21 protein-coding genes and 1 pseudogene are annotated in these 20,293 nt (G+C 60.0%); 17 read left to right on the forward strand and 5 right to left on the reverse strand.

What is annotated here, in order from left to right:
- Positions 1-3: 3 nt before the first annotated feature.
- From BS626_RS15120 to BS626_RS15150, 7 genes are all read left to right on the forward strand, one after another.
- On the forward strand, positions 4-738 hold the full coding sequence (locus tag BS626_RS15120; RefSeq protein WP_075183206.1) for a phosphoadenylyl-sulfate reductase: 735 nt from the start codon (positions 4-6) through the stop codon (positions 736-738).
- A gap of 308 nt (positions 739-1,046) precedes the next feature.
- On the forward strand, positions 1,047-1,763 hold the full coding sequence (locus BS626_RS15125; RefSeq protein ID WP_075183207.1) for a GNAT family N-acetyltransferase: 717 nt from the start codon (positions 1,047-1,049) through the stop codon (positions 1,761-1,763).
- Positions 1,764-1,989: 226 nt separating this feature from the next.
- Positions 1,990-3,405, forward strand: coding sequence for a siroheme synthase CysG (cysG, locus tag BS626_RS15130; RefSeq protein ID WP_075183240.1), 1,416 nt, complete (start codon positions 1,990-1,992; stop codon positions 3,403-3,405).
- Positions 3,406-3,414: 9 nt separating this feature from the next.
- The gene (cysD, locus tag BS626_RS15135) at positions 3,415-4,323 is read left to right on the forward strand and encodes a sulfate adenylyltransferase subunit CysD (RefSeq protein WP_075183208.1); all 909 of its coding nucleotides are present in this window, start codon (positions 3,415-3,417) and stop codon (positions 4,321-4,323) included.
- Between the two features lie 9 nt (positions 4,324-4,332).
- Positions 4,333-5,763 (forward strand): sulfate adenylyltransferase subunit CysN, encoded by a 1,431-nt coding sequence (gene cysN, locus BS626_RS15140; RefSeq protein ID WP_075183209.1) that lies wholly within the window; start codon positions 4,333-4,335, stop codon positions 5,761-5,763.
- Positions 5,763-6,368 carry an adenylyl-sulfate kinase gene (gene cysC / locus BS626_RS15145; protein WP_075183210.1) on the forward strand — a complete coding sequence of 202 codons (606 nt, stop codon included), beginning with the start codon at positions 5,763-5,765 and terminating at the stop codon, positions 6,366-6,368. Before cysN ends, cysC begins: the two co-directional genes overlap by 1 nt.
- An 86-nt stretch (positions 6,369-6,454) precedes the next feature.
- The gene (locus BS626_RS15150) at positions 6,455-6,775 is read left to right on the forward strand and encodes a DUF3561 family protein (RefSeq protein WP_075183211.1); all 321 of its coding nucleotides are present in this window, start codon (positions 6,455-6,457) and stop codon (positions 6,773-6,775) included.
- Positions 6,776-6,778: 3 nt separating this feature from the next.
- On the opposite strand, the gene BS626_RS15155 is transcribed toward BS626_RS15150, so the two are convergent.
- From BS626_RS15155 to BS626_RS15165, 3 genes are read right to left on the reverse strand one after another with little or no spacing between them, the layout of a single operon-like run.
- Positions 6,779-7,504 (reverse strand): amino acid ABC transporter ATP-binding protein, encoded by a 726-nt coding sequence (locus BS626_RS15155; protein ID WP_075183212.1) that lies wholly within the window; start codon positions 7,502-7,504, stop codon positions 6,779-6,781.
- Positions 7,491-8,255 (reverse strand): amino acid ABC transporter permease, encoded by a 765-nt coding sequence (locus tag BS626_RS15160; RefSeq protein WP_075183213.1) that lies wholly within the window; start codon positions 8,253-8,255, stop codon positions 7,491-7,493. Before BS626_RS15160 ends, BS626_RS15155 begins: the two co-directional genes overlap by 14 nt.
- Positions 8,256-8,297: 42 nt before the next feature.
- The gene (locus BS626_RS15165) at positions 8,298-9,059 is read right to left on the reverse strand and encodes a basic amino acid ABC transporter substrate-binding protein (protein ID WP_075183214.1); all 762 of its coding nucleotides are present in this window, start codon (positions 9,057-9,059) and stop codon (positions 8,298-8,300) included.
- A gap of 191 nt (positions 9,060-9,250) precedes the next feature.
- On the opposite strand from BS626_RS15165, the gene ftsB reads away from it, so the two are divergent.
- The 8 genes from ftsB (at position 9,251) to rpoS (ending at position 15,534) form a co-directional block, all read left to right on the forward strand.
- Entirely contained in the window at positions 9,251-9,571 is a 321-nt protein-coding gene (ftsB, locus tag BS626_RS15170; RefSeq protein ID WP_075183215.1) for a cell division protein FtsB, read from the forward strand.
- A 2-nt stretch (positions 9,572-9,573) separates the two neighbouring features.
- Positions 9,574-10,287, forward strand: a complete 714-nt coding sequence (gene ispD / locus BS626_RS15175) for a 2-C-methyl-D-erythritol 4-phosphate cytidylyltransferase (protein ID WP_075183216.1) — start codon at positions 9,574-9,576, stop codon at positions 10,285-10,287.
- The gene (gene ispF / locus BS626_RS15180; protein WP_075183217.1) at positions 10,287-10,763 is read left to right on the forward strand and encodes a 2-C-methyl-D-erythritol 2,4-cyclodiphosphate synthase; all 477 of its coding nucleotides are present in this window, start codon (positions 10,287-10,289) and stop codon (positions 10,761-10,763) included. Before ispD ends, ispF begins: the two co-directional genes overlap by 1 nt.
- Positions 10,760-11,818 (forward strand): tRNA pseudouridine(13) synthase TruD, encoded by a 1,059-nt coding sequence (gene truD, locus BS626_RS15185; RefSeq protein ID WP_075183218.1) that lies wholly within the window; start codon positions 10,760-10,762, stop codon positions 11,816-11,818. Before ispF ends, truD begins: the two co-directional genes overlap by 4 nt.
- Positions 11,799-12,560 (forward strand): 5'/3'-nucleotidase SurE, encoded by a 762-nt coding sequence (surE, locus tag BS626_RS15190; protein ID WP_075183241.1) that lies wholly within the window; start codon positions 11,799-11,801, stop codon positions 12,558-12,560. Before truD ends, surE begins: the two co-directional genes overlap by 20 nt.
- Positions 12,554-13,186: a protein-L-isoaspartate(D-aspartate) O-methyltransferase gene (locus BS626_RS15195; RefSeq protein WP_075183219.1), complete on the forward strand. Its 633-nt coding sequence runs from the start codon at positions 12,554-12,556 to the stop codon at positions 13,184-13,186. Before surE ends, BS626_RS15195 begins: the two co-directional genes overlap by 7 nt.
- Positions 13,187-13,378: 192 nt before the next feature.
- Entirely contained in the window at positions 13,379-14,491 is a 1,113-nt protein-coding gene (nlpD, locus tag BS626_RS15200) for a murein hydrolase activator NlpD (RefSeq protein ID WP_075183220.1), read from the forward strand.
- Between the two features lie 50 nt (positions 14,492-14,541).
- Positions 14,542-15,534, forward strand: coding sequence for an RNA polymerase sigma factor RpoS (rpoS, locus tag BS626_RS15205; protein ID WP_075183221.1), 993 nt, complete (start codon positions 14,542-14,544; stop codon positions 15,532-15,534).
- A 134-nt stretch (positions 15,535-15,668) separates the two neighbouring features.
- On the opposite strand, the gene mutS is transcribed toward rpoS, so the two are convergent.
- Positions 15,669-18,230 carry a DNA mismatch repair protein MutS gene (gene mutS / locus BS626_RS15210; RefSeq protein ID WP_075183222.1) on the reverse strand — a complete coding sequence of 854 codons (2,562 nt, stop codon included), beginning with the start codon at positions 18,228-18,230 and terminating at the stop codon, positions 15,669-15,671.
- A gap of 180 nt (positions 18,231-18,410) precedes the next feature.
- On the opposite strand from mutS, the pseudogene BS626_RS18925 reads away from it, so the two are divergent.
- A pseudogene (locus BS626_RS18925) lies at positions 18,411-18,564 on the forward strand (integrase); the annotation flags it as partial.
- 30 nt (positions 18,565-18,594) lie between these two features.
- Here BS626_RS18925 and BS626_RS15215 read toward each other — a convergent pair.
- A protein-coding gene (locus BS626_RS15215; RefSeq protein ID WP_139308843.1) for an IS3 family transposase occupies positions 18,595-19,745 on the reverse strand; the annotation gives its coding sequence in 2 pieces (ribosomal slippage) (positions 18,595-19,484 and positions 19,484-19,745; 1,152 coding nt in all).
- A 333-nt stretch (positions 19,746-20,078) separates the two neighbouring features.
- Here BS626_RS15215 and BS626_RS15225 point away from each other — a divergent pair.
- Positions 20,079-20,293 (forward strand): transposase (locus tag BS626_RS15225; RefSeq protein WP_075183224.1); only part of this gene is annotated, 215 nt, incomplete at its 3' end.

Consider the following 20,293-nt stretch of genomic DNA (forward strand, 5'->3'; position numbering starts at 1 on the left):
AAAATGGCGGTACTTGATCTGGCGACGCTGAACGCGCTGCCGGCAGTGGAGCGGGTGATGGCGCTCGCAGAAGTGAACAACCGGCTGGAGAAACTGTCGGCAGAGGAGCGCGTGGCCTGGGGACTGGAGAACCTGCCCGGTGAGCATGTACTGTCGTCCAGCTTCGGTATTCAGGCGGCGGTCAGCCTGCACCTGGTTACCCGCCAGCGTCCGCAGATGCCGGTGATCCTGACCGATACCGGCTATCTGTTTCCGGAAACCTACCGCTTTATCGACGAGCTGACCGGGCAGCTGGGATTAAACCTGCAGGTTTTTCGCGCCGCGACCTCCGCGGCCTGGCAGGAAGCGCGCTACGGCAAGCTGTGGGAGCAGGGCGTGGAGGGGATTGCGCAGTACAACCAAATCAATAAGGTTGAGCCGATGAACCGCGCGCTGGAGACGCTGGGCGCGCACACCTGGTTTGCCGGCCTGCGTCGCGATCAGTCCGGTAGCCGCGCGGGCTTACCGGTGCTGGCCATTCAGCGCGGCGTATTCAAGCTGCTGCCGATCATCGACTGGGATAACAAGCAAATCTATCAGTATCTGCAAGCGAACGGGCTGCGCTATCATCCGCTGTGGGATCAGGGCTATTTGTCAGTCGGCGACACCCATACTACCCGCAAGTGGGAGCCGGGCATGGCCGAAGAGGAGACGCGCTTTTTCGGGCTGAAGCGTGAATGCGGTCTGCATGAGGGATAACTGTTAAATTTTTATGATGCTTGTCTCATAAAAAGATGCGGATTCCATTAGTAATGCCGGATTTAAATCACATCTTATGAATTTTTTGTGATCGTATTGTTTAATTAATTTAATTGATCAATCCTTGCTGATGGTGTGTCACCGCCCCACAGTAAGGAGAGACAGTCGTGATCAATAAGGCTACCGAACGCGCTGCCCCGTCGTCCTGGTCGACAACGATTCGCCGTGCGCGGCGCTTCAATCAGGCGTCCCCATTGGACAACGTCGACGTACGGCAAGTCAGTAATCTGCAGGAATTCTTATCGGGAATGCATAAACTCCATGCGGAGTACGTACGTCTCGGTTTGCTCAGCCCACAGCCGGGCGACGTGCTTTTTTCCCCCTGGTTTTTCTCACCTGGCAATCAGCTGTTTGTGGCCCGCGTCGACCAGCAGCTGGCGGGTACCATTGGTTTTATCAGGCAGAGCGAGCAGGGAATGCCCGCTGAAAAGGTGTCTGCGGACGTGATCGCCGCCTGCGGTTGCCGGGCGGAGAAGACCGCCGAAATCGGCGCACTGTGCATTGACGCCCGCTATCGCGGGACCGGCATGCTTCGCACGCTGTACGCGTGGATGATGCTGTATGCCCTGTTCCATCAGCGGGTGGACACCCTGTTTATTCAGGTAGAGAAGCGCAAAGCACGTTTTTATCAGGATCTGCTGTTTTTTCGCCAGCTGGGGGAGAGTCGGGTGCATCCTGACTATCAAGGTCGCGAGGTGGCGCTGCTGCATGCCGACGTGCGGGCGGTGGCACAGACGCTGCGCGGTGCGATTCAGGCGGGGAAAGGCAGCGGCCTGCGGCAGCTGCTGGCCAGCTGGCAGGTCGAGCACCTCTATCGACAGCTGCGCCAGCGGCTGCGTCAGGATACCCGCTTTTTGTGGAGTGCCCGCTCTATGCGTCACTACTGCGATCTGTGCGGTGTCAACGGCGAGCGCCTGAATGACAGCCAGCGCGCCATGCTGCGGGCGCTGCTGGCGCGGGCGTAGCGGGGTGGGACAAAAAAAATGCCGCGGCGCCGACGGGCGCGCGGCGGTCATTCGCGGCAGCGTTTTTAACAAAGTTGTGGAATTTCATTCAGTAAGCACATTTTTAGCGAAGCTTTGCCAGAACGTTATTCCATTCTGATACACCTCATTCCAATTCGTAATTTCATAAGCCGGAAGTCGGCGCCGTATAGTCGCCGGTACTTTACCGATGATGTGCAGGGCCGTTGTGGACTATCTTCCCTTATTTGCCGATATCAAACAGAAACCGGTGCTGGTGGTCGGCGGCGGTGACATTGCCGCGCGGAAAATTAGCCTGCTGCGTCGCGCCGGTGCCGAGGTGCGCGTTGTGGCGCAGGCGCTGTGTGCTGAGGTGCAGGCGCTGCGCGAAGTGGGAGCCGTACAGTGGATCGCTGAGGCGTTTGCACCGGAACAACTCGACGCAGTGTGGCTGGTGATTGCCGCCACTGACGACGAAGCCCTCAACGCCCGGGTATCGGCGGAGGCCACGGCCCGGCGCATCATGGCCAACGTGGTGGACGATCAGCCGCAGTGCAGCTTTATTTTCCCGTCGATTGTCGATCGCGCGCCGCTGGTGGTGGCAATCTCCTCCAGCGGCACTGCCCCGGTGCTGGCGCGCCTGCTGCGTGAAAAAATCGAAGCGCTGCTGCCGCAGAATCTCGGGCAGATGGCCAGCCTGGCGGGTGAGTGGCGCGATAAAGTTAAGGCGCGCTTCAGCAAGCTGTCCCAGCGCCGCCGCTTCTGGGAGACGGCATTCAACGGTCGCTTCGCCAGCGAAGTGGCGGCGGGCAATACTCTGGCCGCCGAGGCGGTGCTGGCCGCTCAGCTGGCGGATCCGGACGCCAGCGGGGGTGAGATAATCCTGGTCGGTGCCGGTCCGGGCGATGCCGGTCTGCTGACCCTGCGCGGTTTGCAGGTCATGCAGCAGGCTGATGTGGTGCTGTATGACCATCTGGTCAGCGATGCCATTCTTGAGCTGGTACGGCGCGATGCGGATCTGATTTGCGTGGGCAAACGCGCCGGGGCGCATTCGGTACCGCAGGAAGAGACCAATCAGCTGCTGGTATCGCTGGCGCTCAAGGGCAAGCGGGTCGTACGCCTGAAAGGCGGCGATCCCTTTATTTTTGGCCGCGGCGGTGAAGAGCTGCAGGCCGCCGCGGCGGCGGGCATTCCGTTCCAGGTGGTGCCGGGCATTACCGCTGCTGCCGGCGCCACGGCCTACGCCGGCATTCCGCTGACTCACCGCGATCACGCCCAGAGCGCGCTGTTTATTACCGGCCACTGCCGCCCGGACGGTGAACCGATCGACTGGCCGTCGCTGGCGCGTGCGCGGCAGACGCTGGCCATTTATATGGGCACGGTCAAGGCCGCCGACATCAGCGCGCAGCTGATTGCCCACGGCCGCGACCCGCAAACGCCGGTAGCGGTCATTGGCCGCGGGACCCGCCAGGATCAGCAGGTGCTGACCGGCACGCTCCAGGACCTGGCGTCGCTGGCGCAGCAGGCGCCGGCGCCGGCGCTGCTGGTGATCGGTGAAGTGGTCAATCTGCACCACCAGCTCGCCTGGTTTCAACATTCCGTACAAGCGTCGGACCGCGCGTCTGCCGTTGTCAATTTGGCTTGAGGAAAGATCATGGATCAAAAACGACTTACGCATCTTCGCCAGCTTGAGGCAGAGAGCATCCATATCATCCGCGAAGTGGCGGCAGAATTCAGCAATCCGGTGATGATGTACTCCATCGGTAAAGATTCATCGGTGATGCTGCACCTCGCGCGCAAGGCGTTTTACCCCGGTACGCTGCCGTTTCCGCTGCTGCACGTCGATACCGGCTGGAAATTTCGTGAGATGTACGCCTTCCGCGATCGCACGGTAAAAGCGCTGGGCGCGGAGCTGCTGGTGCATCGCAATCCGGAAGGAGTGGCGATGGGGATTAATCCGTTTGTCCACGGCAGCGCCAAACACACGGACATCATGAAAACCGAAGGGCTAAAGCAGGCGCTGGACAAATATGGCTTTGACGCCGCTTTCGGCGGCGCGCGCCGCGACGAGGAAAAATCCCGTGCCAAGGAGCGTATTTACTCGTTCCGCGACCGCTTTCATCGCTGGGACCCGAAAAACCAGCGTCCGGAGCTGTGGCACAACTACAACGGCCAGATCAATAAGGGCGAAAGCATCCGCGTCTTCCCGCTGTCCAACTGGACCGAACTGGATATCTGGCAGTACATCTTTTTGGAAAATATCGAGATCGTGCCGCTCTACCTGGCCGCGGAGCGCCCGGTGCTGGAGCGCGACGGCATGCTGATGATGGTCGATGATGACCGCATTACGCTGCAGCCGGGCGAAAAGATTACCCCGCGCATGGTGCGCTTTCGCACCCTCGGCTGCTGGCCGCTAACCGGCGCGGTAGAGTCCCGCGCGCAGACGCTGCCGGAGATCATTGAAGAGATGCTGGTCTCCACCACCAGCGAGCGTCAGGGCCGCGTGATTGACCGCGACCAGTCCGGCTCGATGGAGCTGAAGAAACGTCAGGGATACTTCTAAGGAGCCGCCATGAACAACACCATTGCGAAACAGATTGCCGAGCAGGGCGGCGTGGAAGCCTGGCTGCACGCTCAACAGCATAAAAGCCTGCTGCGTTTTCTGACCTGCGGCAGCGTCGATGACGGCAAAAGTACGCTGATTGGGCGTCTGCTGCACGATACCCGTCAAATCTACGAAGATCAGCTTTCTTCGCTGCAAAATGACAGCAAGCGCCACGGCACTCAGGGAGAAAAAATCGATCTGGCGCTGCTGGTGGATGGCCTGCAGGCCGAGCGTGAGCAGGGGATAACCATCGACGTAGCCTACCGCTACTTCTCCACCGAAAAGCGTAAATTCATTATTGCGGATACGCCGGGACACGAGCAGTACACCCGTAACATGGCGACCGGCGCCTCGACCTGCGACCTGGCGATCCTGCTGATTGATGCGCGTAAAGGCGTGCTGGATCAAACCCGCCGCCACAGCTTTATCTCTACTTTGCTGGGCATTAAGCACCTGGTGGTGGCGGTCAACAAGATGGATCTGGTGGCGTTTTCCCAGGCGCGCTTTGAGGCGATCAGGCAGGAATACCTCGATTTTGCCGGCCAGCTGCCGGACGACCTGGACATTCGCTTTGTGCCGATGTCGGCGCTGGAAGGGGATAACGTCGCCAGCCAGAGCGCCAGCATGCCGTGGTACAGCGGCCCGACGCTGCTCGATGTGCTGGAGAGCGTGGAGGTGAAGCGGGTGGTGGAGCAGCAGCCGATGCGCTTCCCGGTGCAGTACGTGAATCGTCCCAATCTGGATTTTCGCGGCTATGCCGGGACGCTGGCCTCCGGTGCGGTACGGGTTGGACAGCGGGTCAAAGTGCTGCCGTCCGGCGTGGAATCAACCATTGCGCGGATTGTGACCTTTGATGGCGATTTGCAACAGGCCGCTGCCGGTGAGGCGCTGACCCTGGTACTGGCGGATGAAATTGATATCAGCCGCGGTGATCTGCTGGTGGACGCCGATGCCCGCCTGAGCGCCAGCCGCCAGGCCGACGCGGATGTGGTGTGGATGGCCGGGCAGCCGCTGCAGGCCGGCCAGTCTTATGACATCAAGATTGCCGGTAAGAAGAGCCGCGCCCGGGTGGAGCAGATCGACTGGCAGGTGGAGATCAACAGCCTGGCAACCCACGAGGCTGAAGCGCTGCCGCTAAATGGCATTGGCCGGGTTCGATTGACCTTTAGCGAGCCGATGGTCGTCGACAACTATCAGCAGAATCCGGTCACCGGCGGAATGATCATTATCGATCGGCTGAGTAACGTGACCGTCGGCGCCGGCATGATTGCCGCCGCGCACGCGGATAACGCACAGCCGACCGGGGAAGCGTACAGTGAGTTTGAGCGCGAGTTGAATGCGCTGATTCGCCGCCATTTCCCGCACTGGCAGGCGCGCGACGTGTCAGGAGATCGCTGATGGCCGGGCACGACGACAATATCGTCTGGCACAGCCATCCGGTCACCCGGACAGATCGCGAAGCGCTGCACGGCCATCAGGGCGCGGTGGTATGGTTTACCGGGCTGTCAGGCTCGGGTAAATCGACCGTTGCCGGCGCGCTGGAGCAGGCCCTGCATCAGCGCGGAATCAGCACCTGGCTGCTGGACGGTGACAATGTCCGCCACGGCCTCTGCCGCGATCTGGGCTTCAGCGACGCCGATCGGAAGGAAAATATCCGTCGGGTAGGGGAAGTGGCAAAGCTGATGACCGAAGCCGGGCTGCTGGTGCTGACGGCGTTTATATCGCCACACCGCGCCGAGCGCGATATGGTGCGCCAGATGGTGGGCGCGGGGCGCTTCTTTGAGGTTTTTATCGACACGCCGCTGGCGGTGTGCGAAGCGCGCGATCCCAAAGGGCTGTACAAAAAAGCCCGCGCGGGCGCGCTGCCCAACTTCACCGGTATTGACGGCGTGTATGAGGCGCCAGACGCGCCGGAACTGCGGCTGGAAGGGGAACAATTGGTAACAATATTGGTGCCCCAACTGCTCGATCTCCTGCGTGAGAACCGTATTATTCCCTCCTGAGAACTGAGCAACGTCGCTACCCAGCGCGGTGGCGACGATGCCCTCCGCCGCTGAGGTGGGGGGCGGCGTCAAAGGAGTTTCTGTCGATGCAAAACGTGACCCCGATGCTGGCGCGCCGTGAAGAGCGCGAAGAGGACATGCCCTCGCGGACCTTTCCGGGCGGGGTTATCGGCTTTGCCTGCTGGTGGGTGGCGCTCTCCACGCCGTTCCTGCTCTACGGCGCAAATACGCTGTTTTTTTTCCTCTATACCTGGCCGTTCTTCCTGGCTCTGCTGCCGGTGGCGGTGGTCACCGGAGTGGGGATGTGCCTGCTGCTGCAGGGGCGGCTGATCTGGGGCGGTATGGCTACCGCCCTGATCGTGACCGCCATGTTCTGGCTATTGTTTCTGTTTTTGACCGTCTGGTAGGGATTACTTCAGCACTTTACTGAGAAACGCCGCCGTGCGCGGATTAGCCGGATGGGTAAAAATCACCTCTGGCGTATCCGCCTCCTGAATCACCCCCTGGTCGATAAACAGCACCCGATCGGCGACTTCGCGGGCGAAGGCCATTTCATGCGTGACGATAACCATGGTCATCCCCTCCTGCGCCAGCGTCTTCATCACGCTCAGCACCTCACCCACCAGCTCCGGATCCAGCGCCGAGGTGGGCTCATCAAACAGCATGATCTCCGGGGTCATCGCCAGCGCGCGGGCAATGGCCACCCGCTGCTGCTGCCCACCGGAAAGGCTGGATGGCCAGGCGTCAATCTTATCGGCCAGTCCGACTTTCTCCAGCAGCCGTTTGGCTTCGCGGATGGCATCGGCGCGCGACACGCCGCGCACGTCCATCGGGGCCATGATCAGGTTTTCCAGCACCGTCATGTGCGGAAACAGATTAAAGCGCTGAAACACCATCCCCACGCGCTGACGCAGCGCATTGAGATCGGTTTTCGGATCCTGTACCGGCAGGCCGTTTACCCAGACCTCTCCTCCCTCAATGCTCTCAAGGCCGTTCAGGCAGCGCAAAAAGGTACTTTTACCGGAACCGGACGGGCCAATCACGCACACCACTTCCTGCGGGGCAATGTCACAGCTGAGGCCCTTTAATACCGGCGTATCAGCAAAATTTTTCCGTAATGCGTTAACGTGAATCACTTTTACCGAACCTCTTTTCCAGATAGCGCACCAGCAGCGACAGCACGAAGGTAAATACCCAGTAGATAACCGAGATAACCAGATAGGGTTCCCAGTAGGTGGCATAGGCACCGGAGACGGTCCGCGCCGCGTAGGCCAGATCGGCAAGGCCTATTGCCGACGCCAGCGACGAATCCTTGACGATGGCAATGGCGTTGTTGCCGAGCGGCGGCAGCATGCGGCGAAACGCCTGCGGCAAAATAACTTTGCGCATCGTGCGGCCATAGCTCATGCCCAGCGAGCGCGAGGCCTCCATCTGACCGCGATCAATTGACTGAATACCGGCGCGGAAAATTTCCGATACGTAGGCGCCAGCATTCAGGGTAATCGCCACGATACAGGAGAGAAACGCGCCGTAATTGGCGCGAAGCTCGCGGGCGGCCTCGGCGGACAGCAGCCCGTGGGTCACCAGCAGACCGTCGCGCGGGTTAATGAACAGCGGGATCAGCGCAAAGTGCACCACCATGATCTGCACAAACAGCGGCGTGCCGCGAAAGGCGCTGATATAGAAACGCACCGGCCACTGTACTCCGTAGTGCAGCAGATACTTCCATGGGCCGTGTGGCGCCTGCGCCAGCCGGCCAAGGCCGAGCGTCAGTCCCCACAGGGTCCCGGTGATCACGCACACCAGCGTACACTTCAGGGTCATCAGCGCACCGTCGATAAACAGCGGCTGATACTCCTGAATCATTTCCCAACGAAATCCTGTCATCACTCTGTCCTGAAGGGGGCCGCACCGCGGTGCGGCAAAAAATTACTGTCCCGGCAGCGTCGGGACGTTATGGTCAAACCAGCGGCTGTAGATCTCGGCCCAGGTGCCATCCGCCACGATTTTCTTCAGTCCCGCGTTAATCTTTTCGCGCAGCGCATCGTTGCCTTTGGCCACCGCAATACCGAAATACTGCTTCTCAAATTTGGCATCCGGCACCAGCTTGAACTGCTTTTCCGGGTGGGTTTTGATGTAGTACTTGATCACGCCTACGTCGCCGACCGCCGCACCAATCCCATCTTCATACAGCTCCTGCAGCATCAGCGGCGTATTATCAAAGCGCTTAATGGCGGTGCTGTTTTTGCCCAGTACGTCCGACACCACGATGTCGCCGGTGCTGGCGTTCACCACGCCAACGTGCAGGGATTTCAGCGCCGCCAGCGAATCGACCTGGGCATCCGTCGGCACGACGATCGCCTGTTCGGCCGGGAAGTAGGGGGCAGAGAAATCTACCATTTGTTTCCGCTTGTCGGTGATGGTTATCCCGGAAATCAGGATGTCGCGGTCACCGGCGTTCAGCGTGGCAAAGATGCCTTCCCACGGGGTGTTAATCAGTTTGATGTCAAACCCTTCCGCTTTAGCGATGGCTTTGATGATATCAATATCAAACCCCTCCAGCTGCCGCTGGGCATTCTCAAACTCAAACGGGCGATAGGTACCGCCCGAACCGACGGTGTAGGTGGTGGCCTGAGCGGCGCTGGCCAGCAGCGTCAGCAGCGCGCCCAGCATCAGTGAACGAATGCGCATGGTAGTCTCCCGGTGGTTATGGCTAAAGTTATGCAAAATAAGTGCATAAAAATACACATTAATGCGCGGTCAGGCAAGCGCGTGCGATCGTCCGCTGGTCGACTCCGCGCGCAAATCAGCGCAAATACGCCGCCACAGTGGAGTCGGGTGAAAAGTTATGGGATGATTGGGCCGTTTTTCAGGGGGCGCGGATGGGAAAACTGACACTGCTGTTATTGATACTCCTCGGCTGGCTACAATATTCACTCTGGCTGGGCAAGAACGGCATCCATGATTACACGCGAGTCAGCGATGATGTCGCGGTACAACAGGCGGGTAACGCCAAACTGAAGGCGCGCAACGATCAGCTGTTCGCCGAAATTGACGATCTCAACGGCGGTTCGGAAGCGATTGAGGAGCGGGCGCGCAGTGAGCTGGGGATGATCAAACCCGGCGAGACCTTCTATCGCCTGGTCCCGGACCAAAACCGCCGTAATGCCCAGCAGGCGGCGACGCAAAACCAACAAAGATAACCATGACTCTGAATGCCTCCCTGCCGCGGATTATTGCCGTGGTGCCCGCTGCCGGTATCGGCAGCCGCATGGCGGCTAACTGCCCCAAGCAATATCTCCGCATTGGCGATCGCACGCTGCTTGAGCACGCCATTGCCGGCCTGCTCAGGCACCCCGCCGTCACCCGGGTGATAGTGGCGCTCAGCGCTGACGATACAACCTTTGCCAGCCTGCCGCTGGCCGCCGATCCGCGCGTGCGCCGCGTCACCGGCGGCGGGCAGCGCGCGGAATCGGTGATGGCCGGTCTGAACGCGGCCGGCGAGGAGGGCTGGGTGCTGGTGCACGATGCCGCCCGTCCCTGTCTGCATCCCGACGACCTGGCGCGGCTGCTGGCGCTGACGCAACACAGTAAAACCGGCGGCATTCTCGCCGCCCCGGTGCGCGATACCATGAAGCGCGCAGAGAGCGGCGCGCAGGCGATTGCCCACACCGTCGATCGCGAAGCGCTGTGGCACGCGTTGACCCCGCAGCTGTTTCCGCTGGCGCTACTGCGGCACTGCCTGATGCGCGCCCTGCGCGAAGGGGCGACGATCACTGATGAAGCCTCCGCGCTGGAGTACTGCGGCTATCATCCGCAGCTGGTGGCGGGGCGCAGTGATAATATCAAAGTTACCCGCCCGGAAGACCTGGCGCTGGCGGCTTTCTATCTGACTCAGATTTCTAAGGAGAACGCATAATGCGTATCGGTCATGGTTTTGATGTCCATGCTTTTGCGGGCGTTGGCCCGATTGTGATCGGCGGGGTGCGGATTCCGTTTGAAAAAGGGCTGCTGGCGCACTCGGATGGCGATGTTGCCCTGCATGCGGTAACTGATGCCCTGCTGGGCGCGGCGGCGCTTGGCGACATCGGTAAACTGTTTCCGGACACCGATGCGGCGTATCAGGGCGCAGACAGCCGCGAGCTGCTGCGCGAGGCCTGGCGGCGGATTCAGGCAACGGGCTATGCGCTGGGCAACCTCGACGTGACGCTGATTGCCCAGGCGCCCAAAATGGCCCCGCACATTCCGCAAATGCGCGTCTTTCTGGCGGAAGATCTCGGTTGCCATATGGACCAGGTCAACGTGAAGGCGACCACCACTGAAAAACTGGGTTTTACCGGCCGCGGCGAGGGGATTGCCTGCGCGGCGGTGGCGCTGCTGGTGAAGGCCGAATGAGCGAATTAGCGACGCTGGCCTGGCTGCATGGCCGACCTACGGCCCGCGGGCGGATTAAAGCCACCCCGGCTGACTTTGTGGTGCAGGAGGATCTGGGCTACCTGCCGGACGGAGAGGGTGAGCAGGTGCTGGTTCACCTGCGCAAAACCGGCTGCAACACCCGCTTTGTGGCGGAAGCGCTGGCGCGCTTTGCGAAGGTGCCGGCGCGCGACGTCAGCTTCGCCGGGATGAAAGATCGCCACGCGGTTACCGAACAGTGGTTCTGCCTGCGCATCCCCGGCAAGCTCACCCCGGATTTTTCTGCGTTCACTCTTGAGGGCTGTCAGGTGCTGTCGTGGGCGCGCCACCAGCGAAAGCTGCGCACTGGCGGCCTGCAGGGCAACCATTTTCAGCTGGTGCTGCGCGACATCAGCGAGGCTGACGCGGTAGAGGCGCGCCTGCAGCGGGTGGCCGGGCAGGGATTTCCCAACTATTTTGGCGATCAGCGCTTTGGCCGTCATGGCCATAATCTGGCGCTGGTGAACCAGTGGGCGCAGGGCACGCTGCAGATTCGCGAGCGGGCCAAACGCAGCCTGCTGCTCTCCAGCGCGCGCAGCGCGCTGTTCAATCAGGTCACCAGCGCGCGCCTGGCGGCGCAGGGCAATCTCCAGACCCTGCTGACCGGAGACGCACTCCAGCTGAGCGGGCGCGGCAGCTGGTTTGTTGCCGGGGCCGAAGACGACCCGCTGCCGCTTCAGCAGCGGATTGACGCCCACGAACTGCGGATCACCGCCCCGCTGCCGGGCAGCGGTCATCCCGGGCCGCAGGCGGAGGCGCTGGCGTTTGAACAGCAGCAGCTGGCGGATCAATCCGCCTGGCTGGCGCTGCTGACGCGCGAAAAAGTGGAGGCCGCCCGGCGCGCGATGCTGGCGGTGCCGCGCCAGCTGAGCTGGCAGTGGCAGGATCGCCAGACGCTGGCACTGGCATTCTGGTTACCGGCAGGCAGTTTTGCAACCAGCCTGCTGCGGGAGCTTATCGTGCAGGAGGAGGGCACCGATGCGGATATTACTGAGTAACGATGATGGCATCCATGCCCCGGGCATTCAGGCGCTGGCCACCGCGCTGCGCGAGTTTGCCGCGGTGCAGGTGGTGGCGCCGGATCGTAACCGCAGCGGAGCATCGAATTCGCTGACGCTGGAGTCGCCGCTGCGTACCTTTACCTTCCCGAATGGCGACATTGCCGTGCAGGGTGGCACCCCTACCGACTGCGTGTTTCTCGGCGTCAACGCGCTGATGCAGCCGCGCCCGGATATCGTGGTTTCCGGCATCAACGCCGGCCCGAATCTGGGCGACGATGTTATCTATTCCGGCACGGTGGCCGCGGCGACAGAGGGACGGCATCTGGGGCTGCCGGCGCTGGCGGTCTCGCTGAACGGTTATCAACACTACGATAGCGCCGCGGCGGTGACCGCCAGGCTGCTGCGGGCGCTGCAGCGTGAACCGCTGCGCACCGGGCGCATTCTGAACGTCAACGTGCCGGATCTGCCGCTGGCCGATATCAAGGGCATTCGCGTCACCCGCTGCGGCAGCCGTCATCCGGCAGACAGCGTGATTGCTGAACGCGATCCGCGCGGATCCCCCCTGTACTGGATTGGCCCGCCGGGCGAACAGTTTGATGCCGGACCGGATACCGATTTTGCCGCGGTCGCGGCGGGGTACGTGTCGGTCACCGCGCTGCAGGTGGATCTCACCGCGCACGCGGCGCAGGAGGTCTTGGGCGACTGGTTGCAGCTGGCCGGGGTGACGGAGGGATGGTGAACCGTCGCGTGCAGGCGCTGATTGCCCTGCTGCGCCAGCAGGGGATTGATGATGAACGGCTGCTGCAGGCGATTGAAGCCGTGCCGCGCGAGCGTTTCATTGACGAAGCCTTCGAGCACAAGGCCTGGGACAATATGGCGCTGCCCATCGGCTCCGGTCAGACCATCTCGCAGCCCTATATCGTGGCCAAAATGACCTCGCTGCTCGGGCTGACGCCACGCTCCCGGGTGCTGGAGATCGGTACCGGATCTGGCTACCAGACCGCCGTGCTGGCCCACCTGGTGGATCACGTCTATTCGGTGGAGCGGATTAAAGGGCTGCAGTGGCAGGCCAAACGGCGGCTGAAGCAGCTGGATCTGCACAATGTCTCCACCCGTCACGGCGACGGCTGGGCGGGCTGGCCCTCGCGCGGTCCGTTTGACGCTATCATCGTTACCGCCGCGCCCGAGGCGGTGCCCGAGGCGCTGATGGCGCAGCTGGCCGACGGCGGGGTGATGGTGTTGCCGGTGGGCGAACAGCAGCAGCAGCAGCACCTGCAGCGCATTATCCGCCGCGATGAGGGATTTGCTGCTGAGGTGATAGAACCGGTGCGTTTTGTCCCGCTGGTCAAGGGCGACCTGGCCTGATGCGGCGACGCTCAGCCTGGGCGTTGGCGTAACTCATTATTTTTCACAACTGTTTCGTGGCCTGCCTGTGCCGATGTTGCTAGACTCTCGGAAACTTCAGCCGGGCTGCGGCATCGCGCGGCCAGGCAAGCTTACGTTGCCGCGCCCGCTGGGCGCGATTGCATGTCACTGTTATGCCGTCTTGGGGGATAAATGAGCACGGGAAGCCCAGAATTTACACTGCGCCGCATTGCGGCCGTCACGCTGATCGGTTTTTGGCTGGCTGGATGCAGCAGTGATAACACGCAGGCGCCGATCAGTAGCGTGAACGGCGGTGGAAGCGGCGGAATGCTGAACGGACAGGGCGCCACCGCTGGCGCTCCCCGCGCGTCCGCTACGGGGAACAGCGCGGCGCTGCCGACGCGTCCGGTCATTGGCGGGCAGCGCGGCGGCGCGGCGAGTGCCCAGCCGGTACCGCAGCAGAACGTGGTCACAGAAAACGGGCGCATCGTTTACAATCGCAGCTACGGCTCGATTCCGAAGGGCAGCTACAGCGGTGAAACCTACACGGTTAAACGCGGTGATACGCTGTTCTACATTGCCTGGATCACCGGCAACGACTTTCGCGATCTCGCCGAGCGTAACGCTATTCCGGCCCCCTACAGCCTGAACGTCGGCCAGCAGCTGCAGGTCACCACCGGCAGCGGTGCGACCCTGACCGGCGGCAACGCAATCACCGCGGCGGATGCCGGACAAACTGTGGCCGCTAATCCGGCTCCCGCGATACAAAATAAACCGGTTGCGGTTGCACGGCAGCCGGTTATTACGTATTCTGAGGATTCAGATAATTCGGGCAGTGGTAAAATGCTGCCGTCCTCGGGGACAACTGTTGCAACGACGACAGCCCCGGTTACCGCACCCACCGTCAGTAGTACAACGAACAGCACCACGCCGGTAGGCAGCTGGCGTTGGCCGACTGACGGGAAGATCATCGATAACTTCTCTGCGTCCGAAGGGGGCAATAAAGGGATCGATATCGCCGGTTCGCGTGGTCAGCCCATCGTCGCGACAGCGTCAGGACGAGTGGTCTATGCCGGCAACGCGCTTCGGGGCTACGGTAATTTAATTATCATCAAACATAATGATGATTATCTGAGTGCCTACGCCCATAACGACACCATGCTGGTCCGGGAACAACAGGAAGTGAAGGCGGGGCAAAAAATCGCAACCATGGGTAGCACCGGAACCAGCTCAGTACGTTTGCATTTTGAAATTCGTTACAAGGGGAAATCCGTAAACCCGCTGAGGTATTTGCCACAGCGATAACCGGCAGAACCCTGCAGTTCTGCCCTGGGAGTCACGGGTAGGAGCCGCTTATGAGCCAGAATACGCTGAAAGTAAATGAGTTACATGATGATGCGGAATTCGACGAAAACGGAACTGAGAATTTTGACGAGAAGGCGCTCGTCGGAAGCGAACCTGTTGATAATGATGTAGCAGAAGATGAGTTGTTGTCACAGGGAGCCTCGCAGCGCGTTTTAGATGCGACTCAGCTCTATCTGGGGGAGATTGGCTACTCCCCTTTGCTCACCGCGGAAGAAGAAGTGCTCTTCGCCCGCCGTGCGCTGCGAGGTGATGTTGCATCACGTCGTCGCATGATCGAAAGTAACTTACGCCTGGTGGTGAAGATTGCCCGACGTTACAGTAATCGCGGTCTGGCCCTGCKGGATCTGATTGAAGAAGGTAACCTGGGGCTGATTCGCGCCGTTGAGAAATTTGATCCGGAGCGCGGGTTCCGTTTCTCAACCTACGCCACCTGGTGGATTCGTCAGACCATTGAGCGGGCTATCATGAATCAAACCCGAACAATTCGTCTGCCGATTCACATTGTTAAAGAGCTGAATGTTTATCTGCGCACCGCACGTGAACTGTCGCACAAGCTGGATCACGAGCCCAGTGCGGAAGAGATTGCGGAGCAGCTGGACAAGCCGGTTGACGATGTGAGTCGTATGCTGCGCCTGAATGAGCGCATCACCTCAGTGGACACCCCGCTGGGGGGAGACTCAGAAAAAGCGCTGCTCGATATCCTGGCCGATGAAAAAGACAACGGTCCGGAAGACACCACGCAAGACGATGACATGAAGCACAGTATCGTCAAATGGCTGTTCGAACTGAACGCCAAACAGCGTGAGGTACTGGCGCGTCGCTTTGGCCTGCTGGGCTATGAAGCGGCGACGCTGGAGGATGTGGGCCGTGAGATCGGCCTCACCCGCGAGCGCGTCCGTCAGATTCAGGTTGAAGGCCTGCGTCGCCTGCGCGAGATCCTGCAGGCACAGGGGCTGAATATCGAAGCGCTGTTTCGTGAATAATTAACGGCAGCGCGCAGCAAAAAAGCGGTGACCTCGGTCACCGCTTTTTTTATGCCGTTTTTCCGTCGGCCGGAGCGAAAGCGTGCGCCCGCGCAGCGTGGGCATCCCGACAGCGCGGCATACCCAACAGGCGGCTACACCAGCGCTTTCAGCCGATAAATCCACTCCAGTGCCTGACGCGGCGAGAGCGAGTCGGGATCCAGCGCGGTCAGCGCCTCCACCGCCGGCGAGGTCTCTTCGATCAGCAGCGGCATCTGGCTCCCGTCGACGTGCGAAGCGGCACTGTGGTGAGAGAGCGACTCCAGCTCTTTTAACTTCTGCCGCGCGCGCTTGATCACCTCTTTAGGCACCCCGGCCAGCGCGGCAACCGCCAGGCCATAACTCTTGCTGGCCGCGCCGTCCTGCACGCTGTGCATAAACGCAATGGTATCGCCGTGCTCCATCGCGTCGAGATGCACATTGGCCACGCCCTGCATCTTCTCCGGCAGGGTGGTCAGCTCGAAGTAGTGGGTTGCAAACAGCGTTAGCGCCTTGATGCGGTTGGCCAGGCTTTCGGCGCAGGCCCACGCCAGCGACAGGCCGTCATAGGTCGAGGTGCCGCGCCCAATCTCATCCATCAGCACCAGGCTGTGCTCGGTGGCGTTATGCAGAATATTCGCCGTTTCGGTCATCTCCACCATAAAAGTCGAGCGACCGGAGGCCAGATCGTCCGCCGCGCCGACGCGGGTAAAAATGCGATCAATCGGACCGATACTCGCCGACTCTGCCGGTACGTAGCTGCCGATACACGCCAGCAGCACGATCAGCGCCGCCTGACGCATATAGGTACTTTTACCGCCCATATTCGGACCGGTAATGATCAGCATCCGCCGCTGCGGTGACAGCGATAGCGGGTTGGCAATAAACGGCTCTTTCAGCACCTGTTCCACCACCGGATGACGCCCGCCGGTGAGCTGCACGCCGGGCTTGTCCGTCAGGTCCGGCCGGTTAAAATTCAGCGTCAGGGCGCGCTCGGCGAGGTTGCTCAGCACGTCCAGTTCGGCCAGCGCGCTGGCCGAGCGCATCAGCGCGTCAAGGTGCGGCAGCAGCTCGTCAAACAGCGCATCATACAGTGCCTTCTCCAGCGACAGCGCTTTCCCTTTTGACGTCAGGACCTTGTCTTCATACTCTTTCAGCTCGGGGATAATATAGCGCTCAGCGTTTTTCAGCGTCTGGCGGCGCACGTAGTGCATCGGCACCAGATGGCTCTGACCGCGGCTAACCTGAATGTAATAACCATGCACCGCGTTAAAGCCGACTTTCAGCGTGTCCAGCCCCAGCTTCTCGCGCTCGCGCATCTCCAGCCGCTCGAGATAGTCGGTTGCGCCGTCCGCCAGCGCCCGCCATTCATCCAGTTCGGCGCTGTAGCCGGTGGCTATCACGCCTCCGTCGCGCACCAGTACCGGCGGCGTCTCGACGATCGCCCGCTCCAGCAGGTCGCGCAGTTCGGCAAAGTCGCCGATGTGCTCACGCAGGGTGGCCAGATGCGGCGCATCCGTCTCTGCCAGCAGGGCATGCAGTTCCGGCAGCTGTTGAAAGGCGTGGCGCATCCGCGCCAGATCGCGCGGGCGCGCGGTGCGCAGCGCGAGGCGGGCAAGGATGCGCTCCAGATCGCCCACCTGGCGCAGCGGGTGCTGCAGCGCCTCGCTGAGGTCCTGCAGCTGGGCGAGGCTTTGCTGCCGGCCGATCAGGATGCGGGTATCGCGCAGCGGCATATGCAGCCAGCGCTTCAGCATCCGGCTGCCCATTGGGGTAACCGTCTTATCCAGTACCGCGGCGAGCGTATTGTCGGTGCCGCCGGCGAGATTTTGCGTGATCTCCAGATTGCGGCGGGTGGCGGCGTCCATAATGATGCCATCCTGCTGCCGCTCCATGGTCACCGCGCGAATATGCGGCAGGGCGGTGCGCTGGGTATCCTTCACGTACTGCAGCAGGCAGCCCGCGGCGGCAATCGCGTTATGCGCCTTCTCCACGCCAAAGCCGGTTAAATCCCGGGTGCCAAACTGCAAATTCAGCTGTTGGCGGGCGGTATCAATCTCAAACTCCCACAGCGGACGGCGGCGCAGACCCCGGCGCTGCTCAATGAGCGGCAGGCTGGCGAACGTTTCCGGGTAGAGCAGTTCGGCGGGATGGGTGCGCTGCAGCTCGGCGGCCATCGCGTCATCATCTTCCGGCTCGCTGAGGCGGAAGCGGCCCGAACTGATATCCAGCGTCGCATAGCCATAGCCGCGCGGGCCGCGATAAATGGCCGCCAGCAAATTATCCTGCCGCTCATTGAGCAGCGCTTCATCACTGATGGTGCCCGGCGTTACGATGCGTACCACCTTGCGCTCCACCGGCCCTTTGCTCAGCGCCGGATCGCCAATCTGCTCGCAAATGGCTACCGATTCGCCCATCTGCACCAGCCGCGCCAGATAGTTCTCCGCCGCGTGGTGCGGTACCCCCGCCATCGGAATCGGCTCGCCGGCCGACGCGCCGCGTTTGGTCAGCGAAATATCCAGCAGCTGCGAGGCGCGTTTGGCATCGTCATAAAACAGCTCATAAAAATCGCCCATGCGGTAGAACAGCAGAATATCCGGGTGTTCCGCCTTCAGGCGCAGGTACTGCTGCATCATTGGGGTGTGGGTAGAAAAGTCCTTGTCTGTAGACTCTTTCATATTGAATTAACTCATTTTTATGGTTTTAGAAGTACTCAAGTGGCCCCAATTGAAACCTTGATAAACCTATCTAAATCCGAAAATTTGTATGCCTGAGGTATTCTATCTACTATCGAGAATACAACATGGCTCTTCTGGTATACATGAGGCAACAACTGTGAATATGAATCTGAATCATTAATAATCAATAAGTTGTCGATAGAAACGAAACCGGAGTTTGATTCAGACGGACGAGTTGTATGTGTGCCTAATCTCTGGTAAGCCCTATCTTATCACTGACAACCATCGCGATTCACCTGTGGGCTTTGGCGTTAAGGTTAGTGCAACAAAGAAGTGATCTTACCCGCGTAATGTGGACACTGCCCTAAGCGAGGTTCTGGTTTTCAAATTGTTCCGGGCTGAGGCCGCCGCAGGCACTGTGACGACGCCAGCGATTGTAGTCACACTCGATATAATTAAACACTGTGCTTCGCATTATTTCACGGCTGGCGAAGTGTTCACCGTGGATGCATTCCACCTTCAGTGAGTGAAAGAAGCTTTCTGCACAGGCATTATCATAACAGCAGCCTTTTGCACTCATACTGCCACGCAGATTATGCCGTTTCAGTAAAGTCTGGTAATCCGCTGAACAGTACTGACCGCCTCTGTCTGTATGAACAATAACCTGTTCCGGCCGCTTCCGACGCCACAGCGCCATTTGTAACGCATCGCAGACCAGCTGTGCCGTCATCCGTGAGGACATTGACCAACCGATAACTGACCGGGACCACAGGTCGATAACAACCGCAAGGTAAACCCAGCCTTCATCTGTTCGTAAGTACGTGATGTCACCCGCCCACTTCAGGTTCGGGCCGCCGGCGATAACGTCCTGATTCAGCAGGTTTCCCGATACTGGCAGGTCGTGCGCACGGTAGCTGACCGGACTGAACTTCCGGCTGGCTTTTGCTCTCAGCCCCTGGCGATGCAGGCTGGAGGCGATGGTTTTCACGTTGTATTCCGGCAGTTCGGCGGCAAGACGCGGCGCACCATACCGTTGTTTTACCGCACGGAATGCCTTGCGAACAGCATTATCGCAGTTAAGGCGAAACTGCTGACGCGGGCTGACCTGATAACGGCGCAGACGCCAGTTGTACCAGCCGCTGCGGGCCACACGCAGAACCCGGCACATGGCCTTGATGCTGAACTCAGCCTGGTATTTTTCGATAAAGACATACTTCATTTCAGGCGCTTCGCGAAGTATGTCGCGGCCTTTTGGAGGATGGCGAGCTCCTCATCTCGTTCTGCCAGCTGTCGCTTTAACCGGGCATTTTCTGCGGCCAGTTCACTTTCACGTTCTGAAGAGGTCATTTGTTGCTGTTTTTTACTGCGCCAGGTATAGAGCTGCGATTCATAAAGACTGAGCTGGCGGGCAGCAGCAGAGACGCCGATGCGCTCAGCCAGTTTCAGGGCTTCATCGCGGAATTCAGGCGTGTGTTGTTTGCGGGGCTTCTTGCTGGTTGATGTCGGTTTTGTCATGAGTCACCTCTGGTTGAGAGTTTACTCACTTAGTCGCGTGTCCACTATTGCTGGGTAGGATCATTCATCGTTAATTTAGGTAGTTATGACCGAGAGTGGAACAGATATGCTTACCAATTCGCTCACGAATATTTTCATATCAGAACTAATTATCGGCCTGGAGGAAGTAGATACTCTTGGTTCGAATAATCTATATGCGAAGTCGCGTCTCACTATGCTTTAAAAAAAATGGCAAGGTCATGGAAAACTGAACTGTAAGTATCCCTGCAAAAAGAACCATTCACTTTTAGAGATCTTCCGACATACTGAATATGTCCCCAGAAGGAGATCGTTATGCGTAAAGCCCGATTTACTGAGCACCAGATTATCGCCGTTTTGAAGTCTGTTGAAGCCGGTCGAACGGTGAAAGATGTCTGCCGTGAGGCAGCTATTTCAGAAGCCAGCTATTACAACTGGAAAGCGAAATATGGCGGAATGGAAGCTTCTGATATCAAGAAAATTAAAGACCTGGAAGATGAAAATAGGCGTCTTAAACAGATGTTTGCTGA

The sequence above is a fragment of the Pantoea sp. 1.19 genome, from assembly GCF_001922585.1.
Taxonomy (GTDB): Bacteria; Pseudomonadota; Gammaproteobacteria; order Enterobacterales; family Enterobacteriaceae; genus 1-19.